Origin of the sequence: Streptomyces sp. NBC_01363 (assembly GCF_026340595.1) — a bacterium.
GTDB lineage: Bacteria > Actinomycetota > Actinomycetes > Streptomycetales > Streptomycetaceae > Streptomyces.
Genome location: NZ_JAPEPF010000002.1, coordinates 994,461 through 1,013,732 on the forward strand (window position 1 = coordinate 994,461; position 19,272 = coordinate 1,013,732).

Genomic DNA, 19,272 nt, shown 5'->3' on the forward strand with positions numbered 1-19,272 from the left:
GACGCCGGCGGTTCCTCACCGTGGGAGCCGTGGGAGCCGCGGGAGCCGTGACCGGGGCCTGGGCCCTGGCCGGATGCGACCCGGTGGACGGCACCGGCGGCGGCCGGACGACGGCACCGGCATCCGCCCCGCCCCGCTCGCCGGAACCCGTCGGCCGACTGCCCGAGGGTGTGACATATCACCAGCACACCGGCCGGCTGTCGGCCGCGGGCCCCGTGCGCCTCCAGGCGCTGTCCGTCTCGCCGTCCGCACGGGTGCGCGTGGGCGCGGCCCACGGAGCCCGGCTCGACACGGCGGAGACCGTGCGCGCCATGGCGGACCGTGTCCGGGCGGTGGCCGCCATCAACGGCTCCTTCTTCGACATCGCCACCAGCGCGGTGTTCAGCGGGTACGACGGGGACCCGCTCGGGCTGTACATGGAGAACGGCGCGCTGCTCAGCGAAGCGGCCAACGGCCGTACCGCGCTGGTGCTCGGCGAGGGCGGTGGAGTCGGGCATGTCACCGAACTCCGGTCGGTGAGCGGTGTGGTGGCCTCCGACGGCACCCGCCGGAGCATCGACGGGATCAACCGGATGCCGGGCCGCATCGTCGGATGCGGCGGTGTCGGCGGGGACGTCCTGCGAGGCACCCGGGGCATGCGGCTCGCTCCCGCCCACAACAAACTGTGCGAGGACCCCGACGAACTGGTCCTGTTCACGCGGCAATGGGGAACCGGCACCGCACGCACCGGCCCCGCCTCGACCGAGGCCGTGCTCGGGCCCGACGGCCGCGTCGCCCTGCTGCGTTCACCCGGCGGCGGCCCGATACCCGCGAACGGCACCGTCCTGACCGGCATCGGCGAAGGGGCCGCATGGCTGCGCCGCCACGCCCGTACCGGCACCCGGCTGCGGATCACCTCCCGGGTGTACGACGGGGCGGGGCACCGGATCCCGGGGGAGGGGCCGACCGTCGTCCAGGCAGGGCCCCGCCTGCTGCGCGACGGAGCCGTCGACATCGACATCGAGGCCAACGGGGTGCCGGCCACCGCCCTGACCCAGCGCCACCCCCGCACCCTGGCCGGGATCACGGCCGACGGCACACTCCTCCTGGTGACCGTCGACGGCCGTGATCCCGGGGTGAGCATCGGGGCGACCCTGGCAGAGTCCGCCGAACTGATGCGCTCGCTGGGAGCACGGGACGCCATGAACCTCGACGGCGGAGGCTCCACCACAATGGTGGTGAACGGACGGCTCCGCAACCGGCCCAGGAGTGCGGCGGGAGCACCGGTACGGGAACGCGCCGTGGGCGATGCGGTGGTCGTCCTGCCGCTCTGACGCGCACATGTGACGCGGCACATGTGCGCGGTGTACATGTGCACATGTGACACGGCACCTTGCAGGCGTACGTGCGCACATTGACACGGCACCTCGCGGGCGTACGCCGGACGGGCCGTACGGAGAGTTCTCCGTACGGCCCGCCGTCGGTACCGACCAGGTGGTGTTACGCCGGAACGCTCGCCACGCCCTGCGCGAGGAACTTCTTGCCGTTCACCCGCTCGGAGATGCCCTCACGGTCCAGGTACGGCGTGATGCCGCCCAGGTGGAAGGGCCAGCCCGCGCCGGTGATCAGGCACAGGTCGATGTCCTGGGCCTCGGCGACGACGCCCTCGTCCAGCATCAGACCGATCTCCTGCGCCACCGCGTCCAGGACGCGGTCACGGACCTGCTCCTCGGACAGGACGACATCGCCCTGCTTGAGAAGGGCGGCGACCTCCGGGTCCAGCTCCGGCCTGCCGGAGTCGTAGACGTAGAAGCCGCGCTTGCCGGCCTTGACGACCGCCGCGAGGTTCTCGGAGACGGTGAACCGGTCCGGGAAGGCGCGGTTCAGGGTCTCGGAGACGTGCAGGCCGATCGCCGGTCCGACCAGTTCGAGGAGGACCAGCGGGGACATCGGCAGACCGAGCGGCTCGATGGCCTTCTCGGCGACCTCGACCGGGGTGCCCTCGTCGATGACGTTCTGGATCTCGCCCATGAAGCGGGTGAGGATGCGGTTGACGACGAACGCCGGGGCGTCCTTCACCAGCACCGCGGTCTTCTTCAGCTTCCGCGCCACACCGAACGCCGTGGCCAGCGAGGCGTCGTCGGTCTGCTCGCCGCGGACGATCTCCAGCAGCGGCAGGATCGCGACCGGGTTGAAGAAGTGGAAGCCGACGACCCGCTCGGGGTGCTTCAGCTTCGACGCCATCTCGGTGACCGAGAGGGACGAGGTGTTGGTGGCGAGGATCGCGTGCGCCGGGGCGACCGCCTCGACCTCCGCGAACACCTGCTGCTTGACGCCGATCTCCTCGAAGACGGCCTCGATGATGAAGTCGGCGTCGGAGAAGCCCTCCGCCTTTTCCAGCACACCGGAGACCAGGGCCTTCAGGCGGTTGGCCTTGTCCTGGTTGATCCGGCCCTTGCCGAGCAGCTTCTCGATCTCGGCGTGGACATAGCCCACACCCTTGTCCACGCGCTCCTGGTCGATGTCGGTCAGCACGACCGGCACCTCCAGGCGGCGCAGGAACAGCAGCGCCAGCTGCGAGGCCATCAGACCGGCACCGACGACGCCGACCTTGGTGACCGGACGGGCCAGGTTCTTGTCCGGGGCGCCGGCCGGGCGCTTGGCGCGCTTCTGGACCAGGTTGAAGGAGTAGATCCCGGAGCGCAGCTCGCCGCCCATGATCAGGTCCGCGAGGGTCTGGTCCTCGCGGTCGAAGCCGGCGCCCAGGTCGCCGTCCTTCGCGGCGGCGATGATCTCCAGCGCGCGGTACGCGGCCGGGGCGGCGCCGTGCACCTTGGAGTCGGCGATGGCCTTGCCACGCGCGACGGCCTGGTCCCAGGCGTCACCGCGGTCGACCTCGGGACGCTCCACCGCGACCGTGCCGTTCAGCACGTTCGCGGTCCAGATCAGCGACTGCTCCAGGAAGTCCGCGCCCTCGAAGAGCGCGTCGGCGATCCCGAGCTCGAAGACCTGCTTGCCCTTGAGCTGACGGTTCTGGTTCAGCGAGTTCTCGATGATGACCGAGACCGCGCGGTCGGCACCGATCAGGTTGGGAAGCAGTGCGCAGCCGCCCCAGCCCGGCACCAGGCCGAGGAAGACCTCGGGCAGCGAGAAAGCGGGCAGCGCCTTGGAGACGGTGCGGTACGAGCAGTGCAGACCGACCTCGACACCGCCGCCCATCGCCGCGCCGTTGTAGTACGCGAACGTCGGGACCGCGAGGCCGGTCAGGCGCCGGAAGACGTCGTGGCCGCCCTTGCCGATGGCCAGCGCGTCGTCGTGGTTCCTCAGCAGCTCGACGCCCTTGAGGTCGGCGCCGACCGCGAAGATGAACGGCTTGCCGGTGATGCCGATACCGGTGATCGCACCCTCGGCGGCCTCCTTCTCGACCTGGTCGATGGCGGCGTCCAGGTTCGCCAGCGACTGCGGTCCGAAGGTGGTCGGCTTGGTGTGGTCCAGGCCGTTGTCCAGCGTGATGAGGGCGAAGCGGCCCGCACCGGCCGGAAGGTCCAGGTGACGTACGTGCACCTGGGTGACTACCTCGCCGGGGAACAGCTCGGCCGCACCCTTCAGAAGCTCAGTGGTGGAGCTCACTTGTTGCCTCCGTCTGCCTTGTCGAAGTGCGGGTTCTCCCAGACGACCGTGGCGCCCATGCCGAAGCCGACGCACATGGTGGTGAGGCCGTAGCGGACCTCCGGCTGCTCCTCGAACTGGCGGGCCAGCTGCGTCATCAGACGCACACCGGAGGAGGCCAGCGGGTGGCCGTAGGCGATGGCGCCGCCGTACTGGTTGACGCGCGCGTCGTCGTCGGCGATGCCGTAGTGGTCGAGGAAGGCGAGCACCTGGACGGCGAACGCCTCGTTGATCTCGAACAGACCGATGTCATCGATCGTCAGCCCGGCCTTGGCCAGGGCCTTCTCGGTCGACGGGATCGGACCGTAGCCCATGACCTCCGGCTCGACGCCCGCGAAGGCGTACGAGACGAGGCGCATCTTGACCGGGAGGCCCAGCTCGCGGGCGACGTCCTCGGCGGCGAGCAGCGAGGCGGTGGCGCCGTCGTTGAGACCGGCGGCGTTGCCGGCGGTGACCCGGCCGTGGGCACGGAACGGGGTCTTCAGACCGGCGAGCGACTCCAGGGTCGTACCCGGGCGCATCGGCTCGTCGGCGGTGACCAGGCCCCAGCCGATCTCGCCGGCCGAGCCGCCTTCGGCTGCAGCGGTGCGGCGCACCGAGATCGGCACCAGGTCCTGCTGGATCTTGCCGTTGGCGTACGCCTTGGCGGCCTTCTCCTGCGAGCGGACCGCGTACTCGTCGGCCCGGAGCTTGGTGATCTGCGGGTACCGGTCGTGCAGGTTCTCCGCGGTCATGCCCATGAACAGGGCGGACTCGTCGACCAGCTTCTCCGACACGAAGCGCGGGTTCGGGTCCACGCCCTCGCCCATCGGGTGGCGGCCCATGTGCTCGACACCACCGGCGACGACGACGTCGTACGCACCGAAGGCGATGGAGCCGGCCGTCGACGTGACGGCGGTCAGGGCGCCCGCGCACATGCGGTCGATGGAGTAACCGGGGACGGACTGCGGCAGCCCGGCCAGGATTCCGGCGGTACGGCCCAGCGTCAGGCCCTGGTCGCCGATCTGGGTGGTCGCGGCGATGGCGACTTCGTCGATCCGCGCGGGGTCCAGGTCCGGGTTGCGGCGCAGCAGCTCCCGGATGGCCTTCACGACGAGATCGTCGGCGCGGGTCTCGTGGTAGATGCCCTTCGGGCCCGCTTTGCCGAACGGGGTGCGGACGCCGTCGACGAAGACGACGTCCCGGATGGTACGAGGCACGGTGGCTCTCCTCCAGGGTGCGGGATGGCACTGCTGCGCGGCACGCCCGGAAGCGCGCCGCCACCATCATGCTACTTGCGGGTAACCAGACTGCCCACCCCCCACGTCGGGAGCGGCGAAGGTCACATGCGGGTGGGCCGGGTGCGGAGGCCGCTCCGTCCGCGGCCACGGCCCCGGAACGCCGATCGCCGGACGGGCTGAAATCAGCCCGTCCGGCGATCGGGAACATGACGTGGCCGCAGGCCGCCACAACCTGGCGCGATTACGCCCCTCGGCAAGCCCTCAGGCAGCGGACCCTCAGGCCGCCGGCGTCAGCGCACGGACCAGCAGCGGTGCCACCTGCTCGATCTGCCAGCGGCGCGCCCCGTACCCGAAGAGCGCGGTCTCGACCGCGTCCGGCGACGGGTTCTTGGGCGGCTCCCAGCAGAGCCGGCGCACCGTGTCCGGGGTGATCAGGTTCTCCTGCGGCATGTGCAGCCGCTCGGCGAGCTCCGACACCGCGGCGCGGGCGGCCGACAGCCGGGCCGCCGCCGCGGGGTCCTTGTCCGCCCACGCACGGGGCGGCGGCGGACCGGCGAGGGTCTGGCCGGGCTGGGGGAGCTCGACGTCCGGCAGCGCCTTGGCCCGGTCGATGGCCGCCTGCCACTGCTCCAGCTGGCGTCGGCCCATGCGGTGGCCGAAACCGGGCAGCGCGGTCAGCGCCTGCGCGTTCGGCGGGAGCGCGAGTGCCGCCTCGACGATCGCGGCGTCGCCCAGGACCTTGCCGGGCGAGATGTCGCGGCGTTGCGCGACCTGGTCACGAGCGGTCCACAGTTCCCGTACCACCGCCATCTGGCGGCGGCGGCGGACCTTGTGCATGCCGGACGTGCGGCGCCAGGGGTCCTTGCGCGGGGGAGCGGGCGGCGCCGAGGCGATCGCGTCGAACTCCTCGCGGGCCCATTCCAGCTTGCCCTGCCGGTCGAGCTCGCCCTCCAGGGCGTTGCGCAGATCGATCAGCAGCTCGACATCGAGCGCCGCGTAGCGCAGCCAGGGTTCGGGCAGCGGGCGGGTGGACCAGTCGACGGCGGAGTGGCCCTTCTCCAGCGAGTAGCCGAGTACGTTCTCGACCATGGCGCCGAGGCCGACGCGCGGGAAGCCGGCCAGCCGTCCGGCCAGCTCCGTGTCGAAGAGCCCGGTGGGAGTCATCCCTATTTCGCGCAGACAGGGCAGGTCCTGGGTGGCGGCGTGCAGGATCCACTCGCTGCCGCTCAGGACTTCGCCGAGGCCCGACAGGTCGGGGCAGCCGACGGGGTCGATCAGCGCGCTGCCCGCGCCGTCACGGCGCAGCTGCACGAGGTAGGCGCGCTGGCCGTAGCGGTAGCCGGAGGCTCGCTCGGCATCGACGGCCACCGGCCCTGACCCGGCGGCGAAGGCGGCGATCACCCGGGCGAGGGCGTCGTCGGATGCCACCACCGGGGGAATGCCCTCGCGAGGTTCGAGCAAGGGGGTCGGCGCCGGGGCGACGTCGTCCGGGGGAGCGCCCCCGGTGGTTCGCAGTGAAGTGTCTGCTGCGGTCTCTTGGGCGTCGGTCACGTGTCAAGGGTATCTGTGTATGTACGGCGCCCGTCGACGGAACGTTCCGTCGACGGGCGCCGATGAATGCAAACCAGCCGGTCCGTTCCTGTGCGGACCCGCCGGGGTGCGGGCGTCAGTGGATGATTCCCGTTCGCAGGGCGACGGCGACCATTCCTGCACGGTCTCCGGTGCCGAGCTTGCGGGCGATTCGGGCGAGATGGCTCTTGACGGTCAGGGCGGACAGGCCCATGGAGACACCGATGGCCTTGTTGGACTGGCCCTCGGCGACGAGGCGGAGAACCTCGACCTCGCGGCCGGAGAGTTCGCGGTAGCCGCCCGGGTGGCTCGGGGTGCCGGGGGGCCGGCGGTGCATACGGGCGGCGTTGGCGCCGATGGGGGCGACGCCGGGACGGGTGGGGTGGCCGATATTGGTACGTGTGCCGGTGACGACATAGCCCTTCACGCCGCCTGCGAGGGCGTTGCGTACGGCGCCGATGTCATCGGCGGCGGAAAGGGCGAGGCCGTTCGGCCAGCCGGCTGCTCGGGTTTCGGACAACAGGGTCAGCCCGGAACCGTCGGGCAGGTGGACGTCGGCTACGCAGATGTCGCGCGGATTGCCGACGCGGGGACGAGCCTCCGCGATGGACGACGCCTCGATGACGTCACGTACTCCGAGTGCCCACAGATGGCGGGTGACGGTGGAACGGACGCGCGGGTCGGCCACGACGACCATGGCCGTCGGCTTGTTCGGGCGGTAGGCGACCAGGCTTGCGGGCTGCTCTAGGAGAACGGACACCAGGCCTCCTGGGGAGTGGCGGGACGGGCCGGCTCGGGGATGAAGCCGGGGCGAACCGTGCTTGAAGGGTCATTGACCTCTTCGGCAGCAGACCCGTGCTCCTTTAGGGGAAGATCGCGATTTGGTGAGTAACAATTCGGGCAAATCGGACATGCGATCGATTGTACGAAAAGAATGCCGGTAGCTGCGCGGCGAATATCACGCACAGTTACCGGCGGGGGATAGGTTTCGGCCAGAGGGGAAGTTCAGCGAAGAAGTTCAGGGAAGAGGCAGAAAAAGAAGTTCGGGAAAGAGGCCGGAGAGGTTCGGGAAAGAGGCCGGAGAGGGAGTTCAGGAGACTTGTGGGCCGCGCCGCTGGGGGAGTGTCACCACCGCTGCGTCGGCGGGGCCCGACGGAGGCAGGCCGGCGATCTGGCACAGCAGGTCGCCCCACGCCATGAGATGCGCCCCCGTGTCCGGCACCCCGTCGCGGCCCTCGCGCGGTGTCCACGACGCCCGGATCTCGATCTGGGTCGCCGGGCGTCTCGTGCCCAGCGTGCCGAAGTAGTGCGACCCCGCCCGGGTCACCGTGCCGCCCGCCTCCCCGTACGACAGACCCCGCGCCTCCAGCGCGCCGGTCAGCCAGGACCAGCACACCTCCGGCAGCAGCGGGTCGGAAGCCATCTCCGGCTCCAGCTCGGCCCGCACCAGCGTCACCAGGCGGAAGGTGCCCTGCCAGGCGTCGTGCCCGGCCGGGTCATGGAGCAGCACGAGGCGGCCGTCGGCGAGATCGTCCTCGCCGTCGACGACCGCCGCCTCCAGGGCGTACGCGTACGGAGCGAGCCGCTTGGGCGGCCTCGTCGACTCCACCTCCAGCTCGGGGCGGAGCCGCGCCGCATGCAACGCGTCCACCGCCGACCGGAACGCGGGCGGGACGGAACCACCCTCCTCGCTGTCCTTGCTGTCAGCGCCATCGGTTTGATCGGAGAACTGTCCCTGAGCCGGAGCCATGCGGGGAAGAGTAGGCGGAACCGGCGCTTCGCGCAGGGAGGGACACCCGGGCGGGCCCGGCTGCTTACGGCTTCGTGCGAAGATTCCTGGTGTGAGTGCCAACGATCGCCCCATGGGCCAGCAGACGAAGACCTCCGCCACCCATGAGTCGGCGTTCCTGAAGGCGTGCCGGCGCGAGCCCGTGCCGCACACGCCGGTCTGGTTCATGCGCCAGGCGGGGCGCTCGTTGCCCGAGTACCTGAAAGTGCGCGAAGGCATCCCGATGCTCGACTCCTGCACGATGCCGGAGCTCGTCGCCGAGATCACGATGCAGCCCGTCCGCCGCCACAAGGTCGACGCCGCGGTCTACTACAGCGACATCGTCGTCCCCCTCAAGGCCATCGGTATCGACCTCGACATCAAGCCCGGCGTCGGACCGGTGATCGCCGAGCCGGTCCGCACCCGCGCCGACCTGGCCCGGCTGCGCGACCTCACGCCCGAGGACGTCGGCTACGTCACCGAGGCCATCGGCCTGCTCACCGCCGAGCTGGGCGCCACCCCGCTCATCGGTTTCGCCGGGGCGCCGTTCACCCTCGCCAGCTACCTCGTGGAGGGCGGCCCGTCCCGCAACCACGAGCACACCAAGGCCCTGATGTACGGCGACCCGCAGCTCTGGGCGGATCTGCTCGACCGGCTCGCCGAGATCACCGGCGCCTTCCTCAAGGTCCAGATCGAGGCCGGCGCCTCGGCCGTCCAGCTCTTCGACTCCTGGGTGGGCGCGCTGGCCCCCGCCGACTACCGGCGTTCGGTGCTCCCCGCCTCGGCGAAGGTCTTCGAGGCCGTCGCCCCGTACGGCGTCCCGCGCATCCACTTCGGTGTCGGCACCGGCGAACTCCTCGGCCTGATGGGCGAGGCGGGCGCGGATGTCGTCGGCGTCGACTGGCGGGTTCCCTTGGACGAGGCCGCGCGCCGCGTCGGCCCCGGCAAGGCGCTCCAGGGCAACCTCGACCCCGCGGTGCTGTTCGCACCGACGGCGACGGTGGAGGAGAAGACCCAGGAGGTGCTGGACGCCGCCGCCGGCCTCGAAGGCCATGTCTTCAACCTGGGCCATGGCGTGATGCCGACGATGGACCCGGACGCGCTGACCCGGCTCGTCGAGTACGTGCACACCAGCACCGAGCGCTGAGCCGCCGGGGCCGGGCACCGCGCATTCAGGCGGTGCCCGCCCGGCGTACCGCGGTCACCGCCTTGCGGGCCGCCACCAGGACCGGGTCCCAGACCGGCGAGAACGGCGGGGCGTAGCCCAGGTCCAGGGCGGTCATCTGCTCCACCGTCATCCCGGCCGTGAGCGCCACGGCCGCGATGTCCACGCGCTTGGCCGCCCCGTCCCGGCCCACGATCTGCACACCGAGCAGCCGGCCCGTGCGGTACTCTGCGAGCATCTTCACCGTCATGGGCCGCGCCCCCGGGTAGTAGCCCGCCCGGCCCGTCGACTCGATCGTCGCCGTGACGTACCGCAGGCCCACCGCGCGGGCGTCCTTCTCGCGCAGACCGGTGCGGGCGATCTCCAGATCGCACACCTTGCTCACCGCCGTGCCGACCACGCCCGGGAACGTCCCGTAGCCGCCGCCGACATTGGACCCGATGATCTGGCCGTGCTTGTTGGCATGGGTGCCCAGCGCGATGTGTCGAGTACGTCCCGCCACCAGGTCGAGGACCTCGACGCAGTCGCCGCCCGCCCAGATGTTGTCGTGCCCGACGACCCGCATCGACAGATCGGTCAGCAGCCCGCCGTGCGGGCCCAGCGGCAGGCCGACGGCGCGCGCCAGCGTCGTCTCCGGCTCCACACCGATACCGAGCACCACCACGTCCGCCGGGTAGGAGGCGTCGCCCGTGGCGACCGCGCGGACCCGGCCGTCCGAGCCGGTGCGGATCGCGGTGACCTCGGCCCGGTTGACCGTGGTGATGCCCAGACCGTCCATCGCGTCGTGCACCAGCCGCCCCATGTCGGGGTCGAGCGTCGCCATCGGCTGCTCGCCGCGGTTGAGCACGGTCACGTCGAAGCCGTGCTTCAGCATCGCCTCCGCCATCTCCACGCCGATGTAGCCGGCCCCGACGACGACCGCCCGCCTGCTGCCCGGCGCCCGGTCCAGCGACTCCAGCAGCGCCTGCCCGTCGTCCAGCGTCTGCACGCCGTGCACCCCGGGCGCGTCCATGCCGGGCAGCGCCGGACGCACCGGGCGGGCCCCCGTCGCGATCACCAGCTTGTCGAAGCCCGTCCAGTACGCCTCGCCGGTGCCGAGGTCCAGGGCCCGCACCCGCTGCCCGGCGACGTCGATCTCCGTGACCTCGGTGCGCATCCTGAGGTCGATGTCGCGGGCCCGGTGCTCCTTCGGGGTGCGCGCGATGAGCTCGTCCGGCCCCGCGACGTCGCCGCCGACCCAGTACGGGATGCCGCAGGCGGAGTACGAGGTGAAGTTCCCCCGCTCGAAGGCGACGATGCTCAGCTCGTCGGGGCCCTTGAGCCTGCGGGCCTGGGACGCGGCGGACATGCCCGCCGCGTCCCCACCGATGACCACCAGTCGCTCCGCCGTCATGCCTGGTCCCTTCGACACCGAGTCCGAAGGGACCACGCTACGGCGCCGGGGGAGCGGGCGAGGACCCGGCGGGCTCGGGCGTCCGGGGCTTTCGGCGTCCGGGCAGCCGGTGGCGCAGCAGCCGCCACAGCAGCAGGAGCACGGCGAGTGCGGCCAGGAACGGGGCCGCGGCGCCCACCGCCATCGCGAGCCACAGCAGCACCGTCACGAACGCGTGCCAGCCGCCGCCGAGCGCGTCCAGGAAGCCGGGGTCGTCTTCACCGCCGTCCTGCGCCGCCGTCTCCGGCTCCGAGAGGTCGAGGGTGATCGTGGCGAGCGTGGTGCGGTCCTCCAGCGACGCCTGCTGGGCGAGCAGCGACTCCAAGGACGCCTGACGGCTGCTCAGTTCGCCTTCCAGCGTGACCACGTCGCTGAGCTTCCCGGCCCGTTCCATCAGCTTCCGTACGCGCGCCACACTCGCCCGCTGGGTGGCGATCCGGCTCTCCACGTCGACCACCTGGTCGGTGACGTCCTTCGCCGACGAGGTGCGCGACAGCAGCTTTCCGGTGCCCGCGAGTTGCTTCAGCACCGCGTCGTACTCGCCCTGCGGAACGCGCAGCACGAGGTGTGACATGTCGTGTGCGTCGTCGATCCGCTCGGTCTCCTCCTTGGACACCAGACCGCCCGAACTCTCCGCGGCCGAACGGGCGACCGCGGCCGCCCTCGGCACGTTCCTCACCTCCACCGAGAGCGTGGCGGTACGGATGACACGGGTGCCGGAAGGCACGGCATCGGACTTCTTCTGCTGCGACGGCGAACCGCCCGTCCCCTGCTCCGCCTTCCCGGCGGCGGAGTCCGCGGCGCCCCGCTCGTCCGCGCCGATCGCCCTCTTGCTGTCGCCGGAACTCGCGTCGCTCGCACTGTCTGCGGCGCCGCAGCCGCTCAGCGCGAGGAGGCCGGCGACCAGGCCGGCCGCCAGGACCCTGCGCGGGCGACGGACGGATGAACGGCCAGGATGTCGGTAGGTCTGCATGACTGCCCCCCAAGGCGGGTCGTTGACGATGCCGGTTCGACGTACCGGGCACGGGTGCGGGTTGCCGAATGCCGGTTTCGAAGCAGTCACGTTCAGGACTCGGACAGGGTTTGAGAGAGTGGGGGCATGCAGCGTTCACTCAATCGCGCGGTCCCGGGCACCGGACATGTCGTCGTCATCGGCGGAGGCATCGCCGGACTCGCCGCCGCCCACCGGCTCCTCGGGGCCGGACTGCGCGTCACCCTGCTCGAAGCCACCGAGCGGCTCGGCGGCAAGCTCATGACCGGTGAGATCGCCGGGACCCGGGTCGACCTGGGCGCCGAGTCGATGCTCGCCCGGCGCCCGGAGGCGGTCGGCCTGGCACGTGACGTCGGGCTCGGCGACCGGCTCCAGCCGCCCGCCACGGCCTCAGCGTCGGTCTGGACGCGCGACGCCCTGCGACCCATGCCCAAGGGCCATGTGATGGGCGTACCGGGCGACCCGGCGGCGCTCGGCGAACTGCTCTCCCCGGAGGGCCTCGCCCGCATCGCGCAGGAGCGCGACCTCACCCCGACCACCGTCGGTGACGACGTCGCCGTCGGCGCGTACGTCGCCGACCGCCTGGGCCGCGAGGTCGTCGACCGGCTCGTGGAGCCGCTCCTCGGGGGTGTGTACGCGGGCGACGCCTACCGGATCTCGATGCGCGCCGCCGTACCGCAGCTCTTCGAGGCGGCCCGGGAGGGCGGCTCGCTGCTCGACGGTGTCCGGCGCATCCAGGAGCGGGCCGCGGCCCGGCAGCAGACCGGACCGGTCTTCCAGGGCATCGACGGCGGCATCGGCACCCTGCCCGGCGCGGTCGCCGACGCCGTGCGCGCGGCGGGCGGGGAGATCCTGACCGCCACGCCCGTCCTCGGCCTGACCCGTACCGCCGAGGGCTGGGGCGTCCGCACGGACGCCCGGGTGATCACCGCCGACGGCATCGTGCTCGCCGCCCCGGCCTGGTCCGCCTCCACGTTGCTCGCCGCCGAGTCCCCCGCGGCCTCCGCCGAGCTCGCCGGTGTCGAGTACGCGTCGATGGCGCTCGTCACCATGGCGTTCCGCCGCTCCGACGTCGCCGCCACGACCGCGCTCGACGGTCGTTCCGGCTTCCTCGTCCCCCCGGTCGACGGCCGCACCATCAAGGCGTCCACCTTCTCCTCCCACAAGTGGAACTGGGTCGCCGAATCCGCCCCGGACCTCTTCGTACTGCGTACCTCCGTCGGTCGCTACGGCGAGGAGGACCACATCCACCGCGAGGACGGCGAGCTCGTCGATGTGTCGCTGCGCGACCTCGCCGAGGCGACCGGACTGACCGCGAAGCCCGTGGACACCGAGGTCACCCGGTGGATCGGCGGACTGCCCCAGTACCCCGTCGGCCATCTCTCCCGGGTCGCCCGGATCCGCGACGAGGTCGCCAAGCTGCCCGCGCTGCGGGTCTGCGGCGCGGTCTACGACGGCGTCGGCATCCCGGCGTGCATCGCGAGTGCCCACCGCGCCGCGGACGAAATCGCGGCCGAGCTCACCAGCGGTTCCGGGGAAGAGATCATCGCCACGTCGACCCTGGTCAAGGGCACACGGAACGAGGCGGGACAATAGCCGTATGAGTGCGCCTGAGACTGTGAAATCAAGCAAGGGCCCCAACGCGGGTAAGAAGGCCAAGGACCTCAACGAGGTCATCCGCTACACGCTGTGGTCCGTCTTCAAGCTGCGCGACGTCCTGCCCGCGGACCGGGCCGGATACGCCGACGAGGTGCAGGAGCTGTTCGACCAGCTCGCGGCCAAGGACATCACCGTCCGCGGCACCTACGACGTCTCCGGCCTGCGTGCCGACGCCGACGTCATGATCTGGTGGCACGCCGAGACGGCCGACGAGCTGCAGGAGGCGTACAACCTCTTCCGGCGCACCAGGCTGGGCCTGGCGCTGGAGCCGGTCTGGTCGAACATGGCGCTGCACCGCCCCGCCGAGTTCAACAAGTCGCACATCCCGGCGTTCCTGGCCGACGAGACGCCGCGCAACTACATCAGCGTGTACCCCTTCGTGCGCTCCTACGACTGGTACCTGCTGCCCGACGAGGACCGTCGTCGCATGCTCGCGGACCACGGCAAGATGGCCCGCGGCTACCCCGACGTCCGGGCCAACACCGTCGCCTCCTTCTCGCTCGGCGACTACGAGTGGATTCTCGCCTTCGAGGCCGACGAGCTCTACCGCATCGTCGACCTGATGCGTCACCTGCGGGCCTCCGAGGCGCGGATGCACGTCCGCGAAGAGGTCCCGTTCTACACGGGGCGCAGGAAGTCGGTTGCAGACCTGGTGGCCGGGCTCGCGTAGCGAGCGGGCTCCGACCACCCCGACCCGGAAGATCAGACGGCGGAACACCGGCGCGTTCGCGCTGCCCGTCGTTCCAGCGACACCGGGTCCGGCTCCGGGTGCGGCGCGCGTTCCGCGCGCCGCACCGGCGTCCTTCGACGCGCACCACCCCGTGATGGACCGGCGTTTCCTGGGCGTGTTCTAGAAGTAGCGTCGTCCGCCCGCCCCGCCGCCGAGCGCGGCCCGCAGCGCCGGATCGTCCACGGCGCGCACACCCCGTACGGCGATCGCCGCCAGGACGTCGCGGTCCGCCCCGGCGGTCGGCACGTCGTTCGCGGCCAGCAGCCGCTGACCGGCGGGCGAGGCCCACGAGCTGTACGGATGGATCTCCATCCGGGCGATGGACAGACAGCCGACCGTCAGCGCGAACGGCAGTCCGAACCACACGAGCAGCGACACCACCGGGCCGCCGGGACCATGCTCCTGACCGGGCATCAGCAGGGTGACCGCGCCCATCGCGACCACCAGGAGAGCCGCGCCCCGCACCGCGCGCACCGCGGCGCCGACATCGGTTCCGGCGCCGCGCGGCAGCGCCAGGCCGGCGGCGACGAGCCGGTCGGCCAGGGCGCGTACGGCGTCGGCGGTGGCCGCGGCCGTCCGTACCGGAGGTATCGGGGCCTGGCCCTGCGGGCCTATCGCACGTATCACCGTGCGCTCCATCTCGTCCCGGCCCTCCGGGTCGACGACCGTCGCCCAGCCGGTGTGGGCGAGCAGCAGCCGTCGTCGCAGATGCATGGTGACCAGCGCCAGATCGACCACCCGGTGAGGTCCGCCGGCCAGGAACGCCGTCTCGTACAGGGTCAGTTCATGGCCGGAGCCGGTGCCCTCCGCGGGATCCGAGGAGGCGTGGGACAGCAGTCCCGTGCGGGCCGAGACGAGGCAGAGCCGGGCGCACGAGATGGCTGCCGCACCCCATGCGACCAGCAGAAACAGAACCCAGAGCATGGCGGATTCCTATGCGAGGCGGGCGTGGAAAGCCATGGCCTGTTCATCATGCGGACGGTTCGGCGGTGCGGGGCAGGTCCTAACTGCCACAACTGGACCCGCCACCACAGCTGCTGCTGGAGCAGCTGGAACCGCTGCTGCCGCCGCAGCCGGAGCCGCTCGACCCGCCGCAGCCGGATCCGGACCCCGATCCACAGCCCGACCCGGAACTGCACCCGCCCCCGCCGCCTCCGCTGCTGCCCCCGTCGCCGGAGCTCCCGCAACTGCCGTGACCGGGGCTCGTACCGGCACACCACACCACCGGTGCGAGGAGCAGGGCGGAGGCGCCCGTGGACGCCGCAGCCGCCGAGCGCGCCTGCCGCCCGGACGCCCGTCCGCCCGGCTGCATCCGGGCCGCCGCGATCAACTGCGCCTGGAGCTCGGGATCGGGGAGGGCCCGCAGCCCGAGCGTGGCGACCAGATGAGCCGGCTGCGGGTTGCCCGCCTGGGCGGAGCGGTACGCCTCGGCGGCCCGCCGCCCCGACCTGGTGACGCGTCCCCGGGCGATGCCGGCGCAGATGAAGCCGATGAGGAAGCCGGGGATCAGGACCGGGAGCACCTTGAAGACGAAGGGCACGGGGGAGTCCGGGGACAGTTCGTCGGACAGCGACTGCGTGACGGTCGCCACGACGGTGAGCGGGACGGCCAATACGCAGGCCAGTCCCTGGGCCATGCCCCAGCGGCGCCACGTCCGGCTCGCGGCGGGCGCGGCCAGCAGACCGCGGGCCGCGAGCCCGTCGCCGATCTCCTGCACCGCGGGGTGCCGCATCACCGCGTCGCGCAGGGTGTGCAGCGCGCCGCTGGGGGCCAGGGCGTGTTCCTGGAGCACCGCGCGCTCCACCGGTTCACGGGCCTCGGCCCGCTGGACGGCGACGATTCCGGGACCCCCGACGGCCAGCCGTCCGTCCGCCCGCATCGCGGTGAGCGCGGTGTCCACGACCCTGCCCGGACCACCGTTGAGGAAGGCGACTTCGTAGAGGTCGTGGACGGAGCCTCCGACGCCGCCACGGGCACGCGCGAGCCCCACGATCAGGAGGACGGAGGAGACCACGATGCCGAGATCCACCAACAGTGCCACGGTGTTCATGCCGGTCACCTTCCTGTCAGGGCCGCGCGGGCCGCTCGTACGAACCGGGTGGTGCGGCGCGGCGGGCGCGCGCCGGCCCGGTCCTGCCACCAGTGGGTCAGCCGGCGCCGGGCGGCGTCGTCGGCGGGTCCGCCCGCGATCAGCAGCTCCTCGGCGAAGTCCAGCGCGTCGCGCCGGTATCCGGCGGACATGGGGCGGGCCGTGGCGTACGCCAGGAAGGCGTCCCGGTAGCCGGCGCCCAGGATCTCCGGCAGCTCCGGTGCCAGCTTGGCGACGACCCCGGCCCGCTTGGCGGCCAGGGCGCGGCTCTGGATCCCGAGGCGGCGCCGGTCGAAGCCCTGCGGGGCGGGGCCACCCGCGACGAGGGCGGCGAGCAGCGCGTTCTGGGCGGCCGCGAGCCGGTCGCGCGTGGCGTCCGGGGGCGCGGACGCCACGGTCCGCGCGGCCGGACGGAAACCCGGCGCGGACCGCGTCATGTGCGCCGCCGACCGGTCCAAGGTGGCGCGGATCGCGTCCAGTTCGCCCGCCAGTTCCCCGGCCGGCGGGAAGTCGTCGTCGCGTTCCAGGAGGACACCGGGCGGGTCGACCCGGGAACGGAGTTCGGCGAGGACGTCGAGGACGGGCGCGGTGACCGGGTGGGCGTGGGTGTCGTGCCAGACGCCGTCCTTCTCGACGCCGCCCGCCACATGTACGTACGCGATGGCCTCCACCGGCAGCTCGTCGAGCGCGGTGGCCGGGTCCTCGCCCCGGTTGACGTGGTTGGTGTGCAGATTGGCGACATCGATCAGCAGCCGGACCCCGGTGCGCTCGACCAGCTCCGCCAGGAACTGGCCCTCGGTCAGCTCCTCGCCCGGCCAGGAGATCAGCGCCGCGATGTTCTCCAGGGCCAGCGGCACCGGCAGCGAGTCCTGCGCGATGCGTACGTTCTCGCACAGCACGTCCAAGGCGTCCCGGGTCCGCGGGGCGGGCAGCAGATGGCCCGCTTCCAGCCCCGGCGAAGAGGTGCGCGGCCCCCCGGCCCGTACGAACGCGATGTGCTCGGTCACCAGGGGCGCGGAGAGCAGCTCGGCGCGGGCGGCGAGATCCGCGAGCCGCCCCGCGTCGGGGCGGTCGGCCCCGCCGAGGCCCAGCGAGACGCCGTGCGGCACGACCGTGACCCCGCGCTCCCTGAGCCGTACCAGCGAATCGGGCAGATGGCCGGTGCAGATGTTCTCCGCCACCGCCTCCACCCAGTCGATCCCGGGCAGCGCCTCGACGGCGTCCGCGATCTCCGGCCGCCAGCCGATACCGATTCCCAGCTCCATGCCGTCCCCCTCCTCCGCACCGTGCAGGGCTCATGGCCCCGGAGGGCGGTGCTGAATCCGAACAGGGGGACGTTCAGAGCTTGATTTGAGGTTCCCGGTCGTTCGAGGTTCCCGGTCCGGGGAGGTCGGGGCGGGGACGGGTCTCGGGGGCCCGCCCTCGGGGACGGGCGAGGACGGAGCCGCCCCGCTCGCGCTCAGCCGCGTCGCAGTGCCGGATGGTCGGCGACCACCGTGCACGAGCCGGGAGCGATCTCGGTGAACCCGGCGTCATGCACCACCGGAAGCCCGCTCACCGTGAGTTCCTGCCAGCGGCCCGGCTCCGCGGTGGCGACGGAGAGCGGGAAGCCGGCCTCGCGCCACGCCTTGCGCTCGGTCTCCGACAGTTCCCACCAGGCGAGCTGCGCACCGTGCCCGGCCTGTGCCATGGTCTTGCCCGCCGACATGTCCAGCTCCGGGTTGAGCCACAGCACCGGGCCCGAGGGATCGGGCGCGGCGGGTGGCTCGGGGTCGTCCAGATCCGTCCCCGAAACCTGGAGCTTCGCCAGCTCCTTCGGCCAGCCGTCCAGAGGCACCGGCGGGAAGACCCGCACCTCGGCGCTCTCGCCCGTGACCGTGATGCCCGGCAGCGCGGACGCCTTGCGCCACTCCGCGCCGCGCGCCCGCCGCACCACCTTGCGGATGCGGGCGTCCTGCCAGTCCCGCATCGCCCGCGCCCACTCGCCCTCGCCGTTCGAGCGCTCGTCGGAGAGCATCACGAGCACCGCGCGGGCGGCGGTCCGCAGCGCGTCGGTACGGGCCGGGGGAGCCGTCTTCTCGATGTGCACCACGAGCGGGAGCACGTACTGCGGCGCCTCGTCGAGGCTCGTCGGCTCCGTCCTGAACGGGCTGTCCGCCGCAGGTGGGTGGGGCGTGGCCGGGGATGCGGACGGGGATACGGGGGTGTCATTGCTGCTCACCCGTCCAGTCTGCCAGCCGCCCGGAAAATGATTCTTGGCGGAATGAAACGCTCCGGGTGAGGATGCACCGCATGAAGAGCGATCTCTTTTCCAGCGAGAACATGGCGCAGCAGGCCACGGCCCCCGGGATGACCCTGCAGAACGCCAAATCCATCAAGTACGCCGTCAACGGCGAGATGCACGCCCGCCAGGGTTCGATGATCGCCTTCCGTGGCGATCTGCAGTTCGAGCGCAAGGGCCAGGGCATAGGCGGCATGCTCAAGCGCGCCGTGACCGGCGAGGGGCTGCCGCTGATGGCGGTCCGCGGCCAGGGCGAGGCATGGTTCGCGCACGAGGCCGCCAACTGCTTCATCGTGGACATGGAGCACGGCGACGTCCTCACGATCAACGGCCGCAACGTGCTCTGCTTCGACTCCACGCTCTCCTACGAGATCAAGACCGTGAAGGGCGCCGGGATGACCGGTGGCGGGCTCTTCAACAGCGTCTTCACCGGATACGGCAAGCTCGGCCTGATGTGTGAGGGCCACCCCATCGTGATACCCGTCACGCCCCAGCAGCCGGTCTGCGTCGACACGGACGCCGTGGTCGGCTGGAGCGCCAACCTGAACACCTCGCTGCACCGCTCGCAGAGCTTCGGTTCCATGATCCGCGGCGGATCCGGCGAGGCCGTCCAACTGCGGCTGGACGGCGAGGGCTTCGTGATCGTACGACCCAGCGAGGCCAAGCCCGAGAAGGCGACGGCCAACTGAACCTGACAGGCGTCGGCCGCCGGTACGGCCT

The 19,272-nt window shown here is 71.9% G+C and carries 16 protein-coding genes; 5 read left to right on the forward strand and 11 right to left on the reverse strand.

The window, feature by feature from the left end; genetic code table 11:
* Positions 1 to 29 precede the first annotated feature (29 nt).
* Positions 30 to 1,313, forward strand: coding sequence for a phosphodiester glycosidase family protein (locus OG611_RS32280; protein WP_266428287.1), 1,284 nt, complete (start codon positions 30 to 32; stop codon positions 1,311 to 1,313).
* Positions 1,314 to 1,479: 166 nt separating this feature from the next.
* On the opposite strand, the gene OG611_RS32285 is transcribed toward OG611_RS32280, so the two are convergent.
* From OG611_RS32285 to OG611_RS32305, 5 genes are all read right to left on the reverse strand, one after another.
* Positions 1,480 to 3,609 (reverse strand): 3-hydroxyacyl-CoA dehydrogenase NAD-binding domain-containing protein, encoded by a 2,130-nt coding sequence (locus OG611_RS32285; protein ID WP_266428290.1) that lies wholly within the window; start codon positions 3,607 to 3,609, stop codon positions 1,480 to 1,482.
* Positions 3,606 to 4,847, reverse strand: coding sequence for an acetyl-CoA C-acyltransferase (locus OG611_RS32290; RefSeq protein WP_266428293.1), 1,242 nt, complete (start codon positions 4,845 to 4,847; stop codon positions 3,606 to 3,608). Before OG611_RS32290 ends, OG611_RS32285 begins: the two co-directional genes overlap by 4 nt.
* 297 nt (positions 4,848 to 5,144) lie before the next feature.
* Positions 5,145 to 6,419 carry a ribonuclease D gene (locus OG611_RS32295; RefSeq protein ID WP_266428295.1) on the reverse strand — a complete coding sequence of 425 codons (1,275 nt, stop codon included), beginning with the start codon at positions 6,417 to 6,419 and terminating at the stop codon, positions 5,145 to 5,147.
* Between the two features lie 115 nt (positions 6,420 to 6,534).
* Positions 6,535 to 7,197 (reverse strand): response regulator transcription factor, encoded by a 663-nt coding sequence (locus OG611_RS32300; RefSeq protein ID WP_024488613.1) that lies wholly within the window; start codon positions 7,195 to 7,197, stop codon positions 6,535 to 6,537.
* 330 nt (positions 7,198 to 7,527) lie between these two features.
* Positions 7,528 to 8,187: a DUF3000 domain-containing protein gene (locus OG611_RS32305; RefSeq protein WP_266428298.1), complete on the reverse strand. Its 660-nt coding sequence runs from the start codon at positions 8,185 to 8,187 to the stop codon at positions 7,528 to 7,530.
* Positions 8,188 to 8,299: 112 nt separating this feature from the next.
* Here OG611_RS32305 and hemE point away from each other — a divergent pair, with 112 nt between their 5' ends.
* Positions 8,300 to 9,352, forward strand: coding sequence for a uroporphyrinogen decarboxylase (hemE, locus tag OG611_RS32310; RefSeq protein WP_266428301.1), 1,053 nt, complete (start codon positions 8,300 to 8,302; stop codon positions 9,350 to 9,352).
* Between the two features lie 25 nt (positions 9,353 to 9,377).
* On the opposite strand, the gene OG611_RS32315 is transcribed toward hemE, so the two are convergent.
* Both OG611_RS32315 and OG611_RS32320 read right to left on the reverse strand, forming a co-directional pair.
* The gene (locus OG611_RS32315) at positions 9,378 to 10,763 is read right to left on the reverse strand and encodes an FAD-dependent oxidoreductase (protein ID WP_266428304.1); all 1,386 of its coding nucleotides are present in this window, start codon (positions 10,761 to 10,763) and stop codon (positions 9,378 to 9,380) included.
* A gap of 37 nt (positions 10,764 to 10,800) precedes the next feature.
* Entirely contained in the window at positions 10,801 to 11,775 is a 975-nt protein-coding gene (locus OG611_RS32320) for a DUF4349 domain-containing protein (protein WP_266428307.1), read from the reverse strand.
* 126 nt (positions 11,776 to 11,901) lie between these two features.
* Here OG611_RS32320 and hemG point away from each other — a divergent pair, with 126 nt between their 5' ends.
* Together hemG and hemQ are read left to right on the forward strand one after the other, a co-directional pair.
* Complete coding sequence (gene hemG / locus OG611_RS32325; RefSeq protein WP_266428310.1) at positions 11,902 to 13,389, forward strand: protoporphyrinogen oxidase; 1,488 nt, start codon at positions 11,902 to 11,904, stop codon at positions 13,387 to 13,389.
* 4 nt (positions 13,390 to 13,393) lie between these two features.
* A complete protein-coding gene (gene hemQ, locus OG611_RS32330) occupies positions 13,394 to 14,122 on the forward strand; it encodes a hydrogen peroxide-dependent heme synthase (RefSeq protein ID WP_093542266.1) in 729 nt (242 codons plus the stop codon).
* Positions 14,123 to 14,302: 180 nt separating this feature from the next.
* Here the strand turns inward: hemQ and OG611_RS32335 are convergent, their stop codons facing one another.
* The 4 genes from OG611_RS32335 to OG611_RS32350 form a co-directional block, all read right to left on the reverse strand.
* Positions 14,303 to 15,106 carry a TIGR04222 domain-containing membrane protein gene (locus OG611_RS32335; RefSeq protein WP_266428318.1) on the reverse strand — a complete coding sequence of 268 codons (804 nt, stop codon included), beginning with the start codon at positions 15,104 to 15,106 and terminating at the stop codon, positions 14,303 to 14,305.
* Positions 15,107 to 15,185: 79 nt separating this feature from the next.
* Positions 15,186 to 16,232, reverse strand: coding sequence for a TIGR04222 domain-containing membrane protein (locus OG611_RS32340; protein ID WP_266428321.1), 1,047 nt, complete (start codon positions 16,230 to 16,232; stop codon positions 15,186 to 15,188).
* 5 nt (positions 16,233 to 16,237) lie between these two features.
* Positions 16,238 to 17,536: a DUF692 domain-containing protein gene (locus tag OG611_RS32345; RefSeq protein WP_266428324.1), complete on the reverse strand. Its 1,299-nt coding sequence runs from the start codon at positions 17,534 to 17,536 to the stop codon at positions 16,238 to 16,240.
* 194 nt (positions 17,537 to 17,730) lie between these two features.
* Positions 17,731 to 18,492: a peptidyl-tRNA hydrolase gene (locus OG611_RS32350; RefSeq protein WP_266428327.1), complete on the reverse strand. Its 762-nt coding sequence runs from the start codon at positions 18,490 to 18,492 to the stop codon at positions 17,731 to 17,733.
* Between the two features lie 71 nt (positions 18,493 to 18,563).
* Between OG611_RS32350 and OG611_RS32355 the strand changes: the two genes are divergently transcribed.
* Positions 18,564 to 19,241, forward strand: a complete 678-nt coding sequence (locus OG611_RS32355) for an AIM24 family protein (RefSeq protein ID WP_266428330.1) — start codon at positions 18,564 to 18,566, stop codon at positions 19,239 to 19,241.
* Positions 19,242 to 19,272 lie beyond the last annotated feature (31 nt).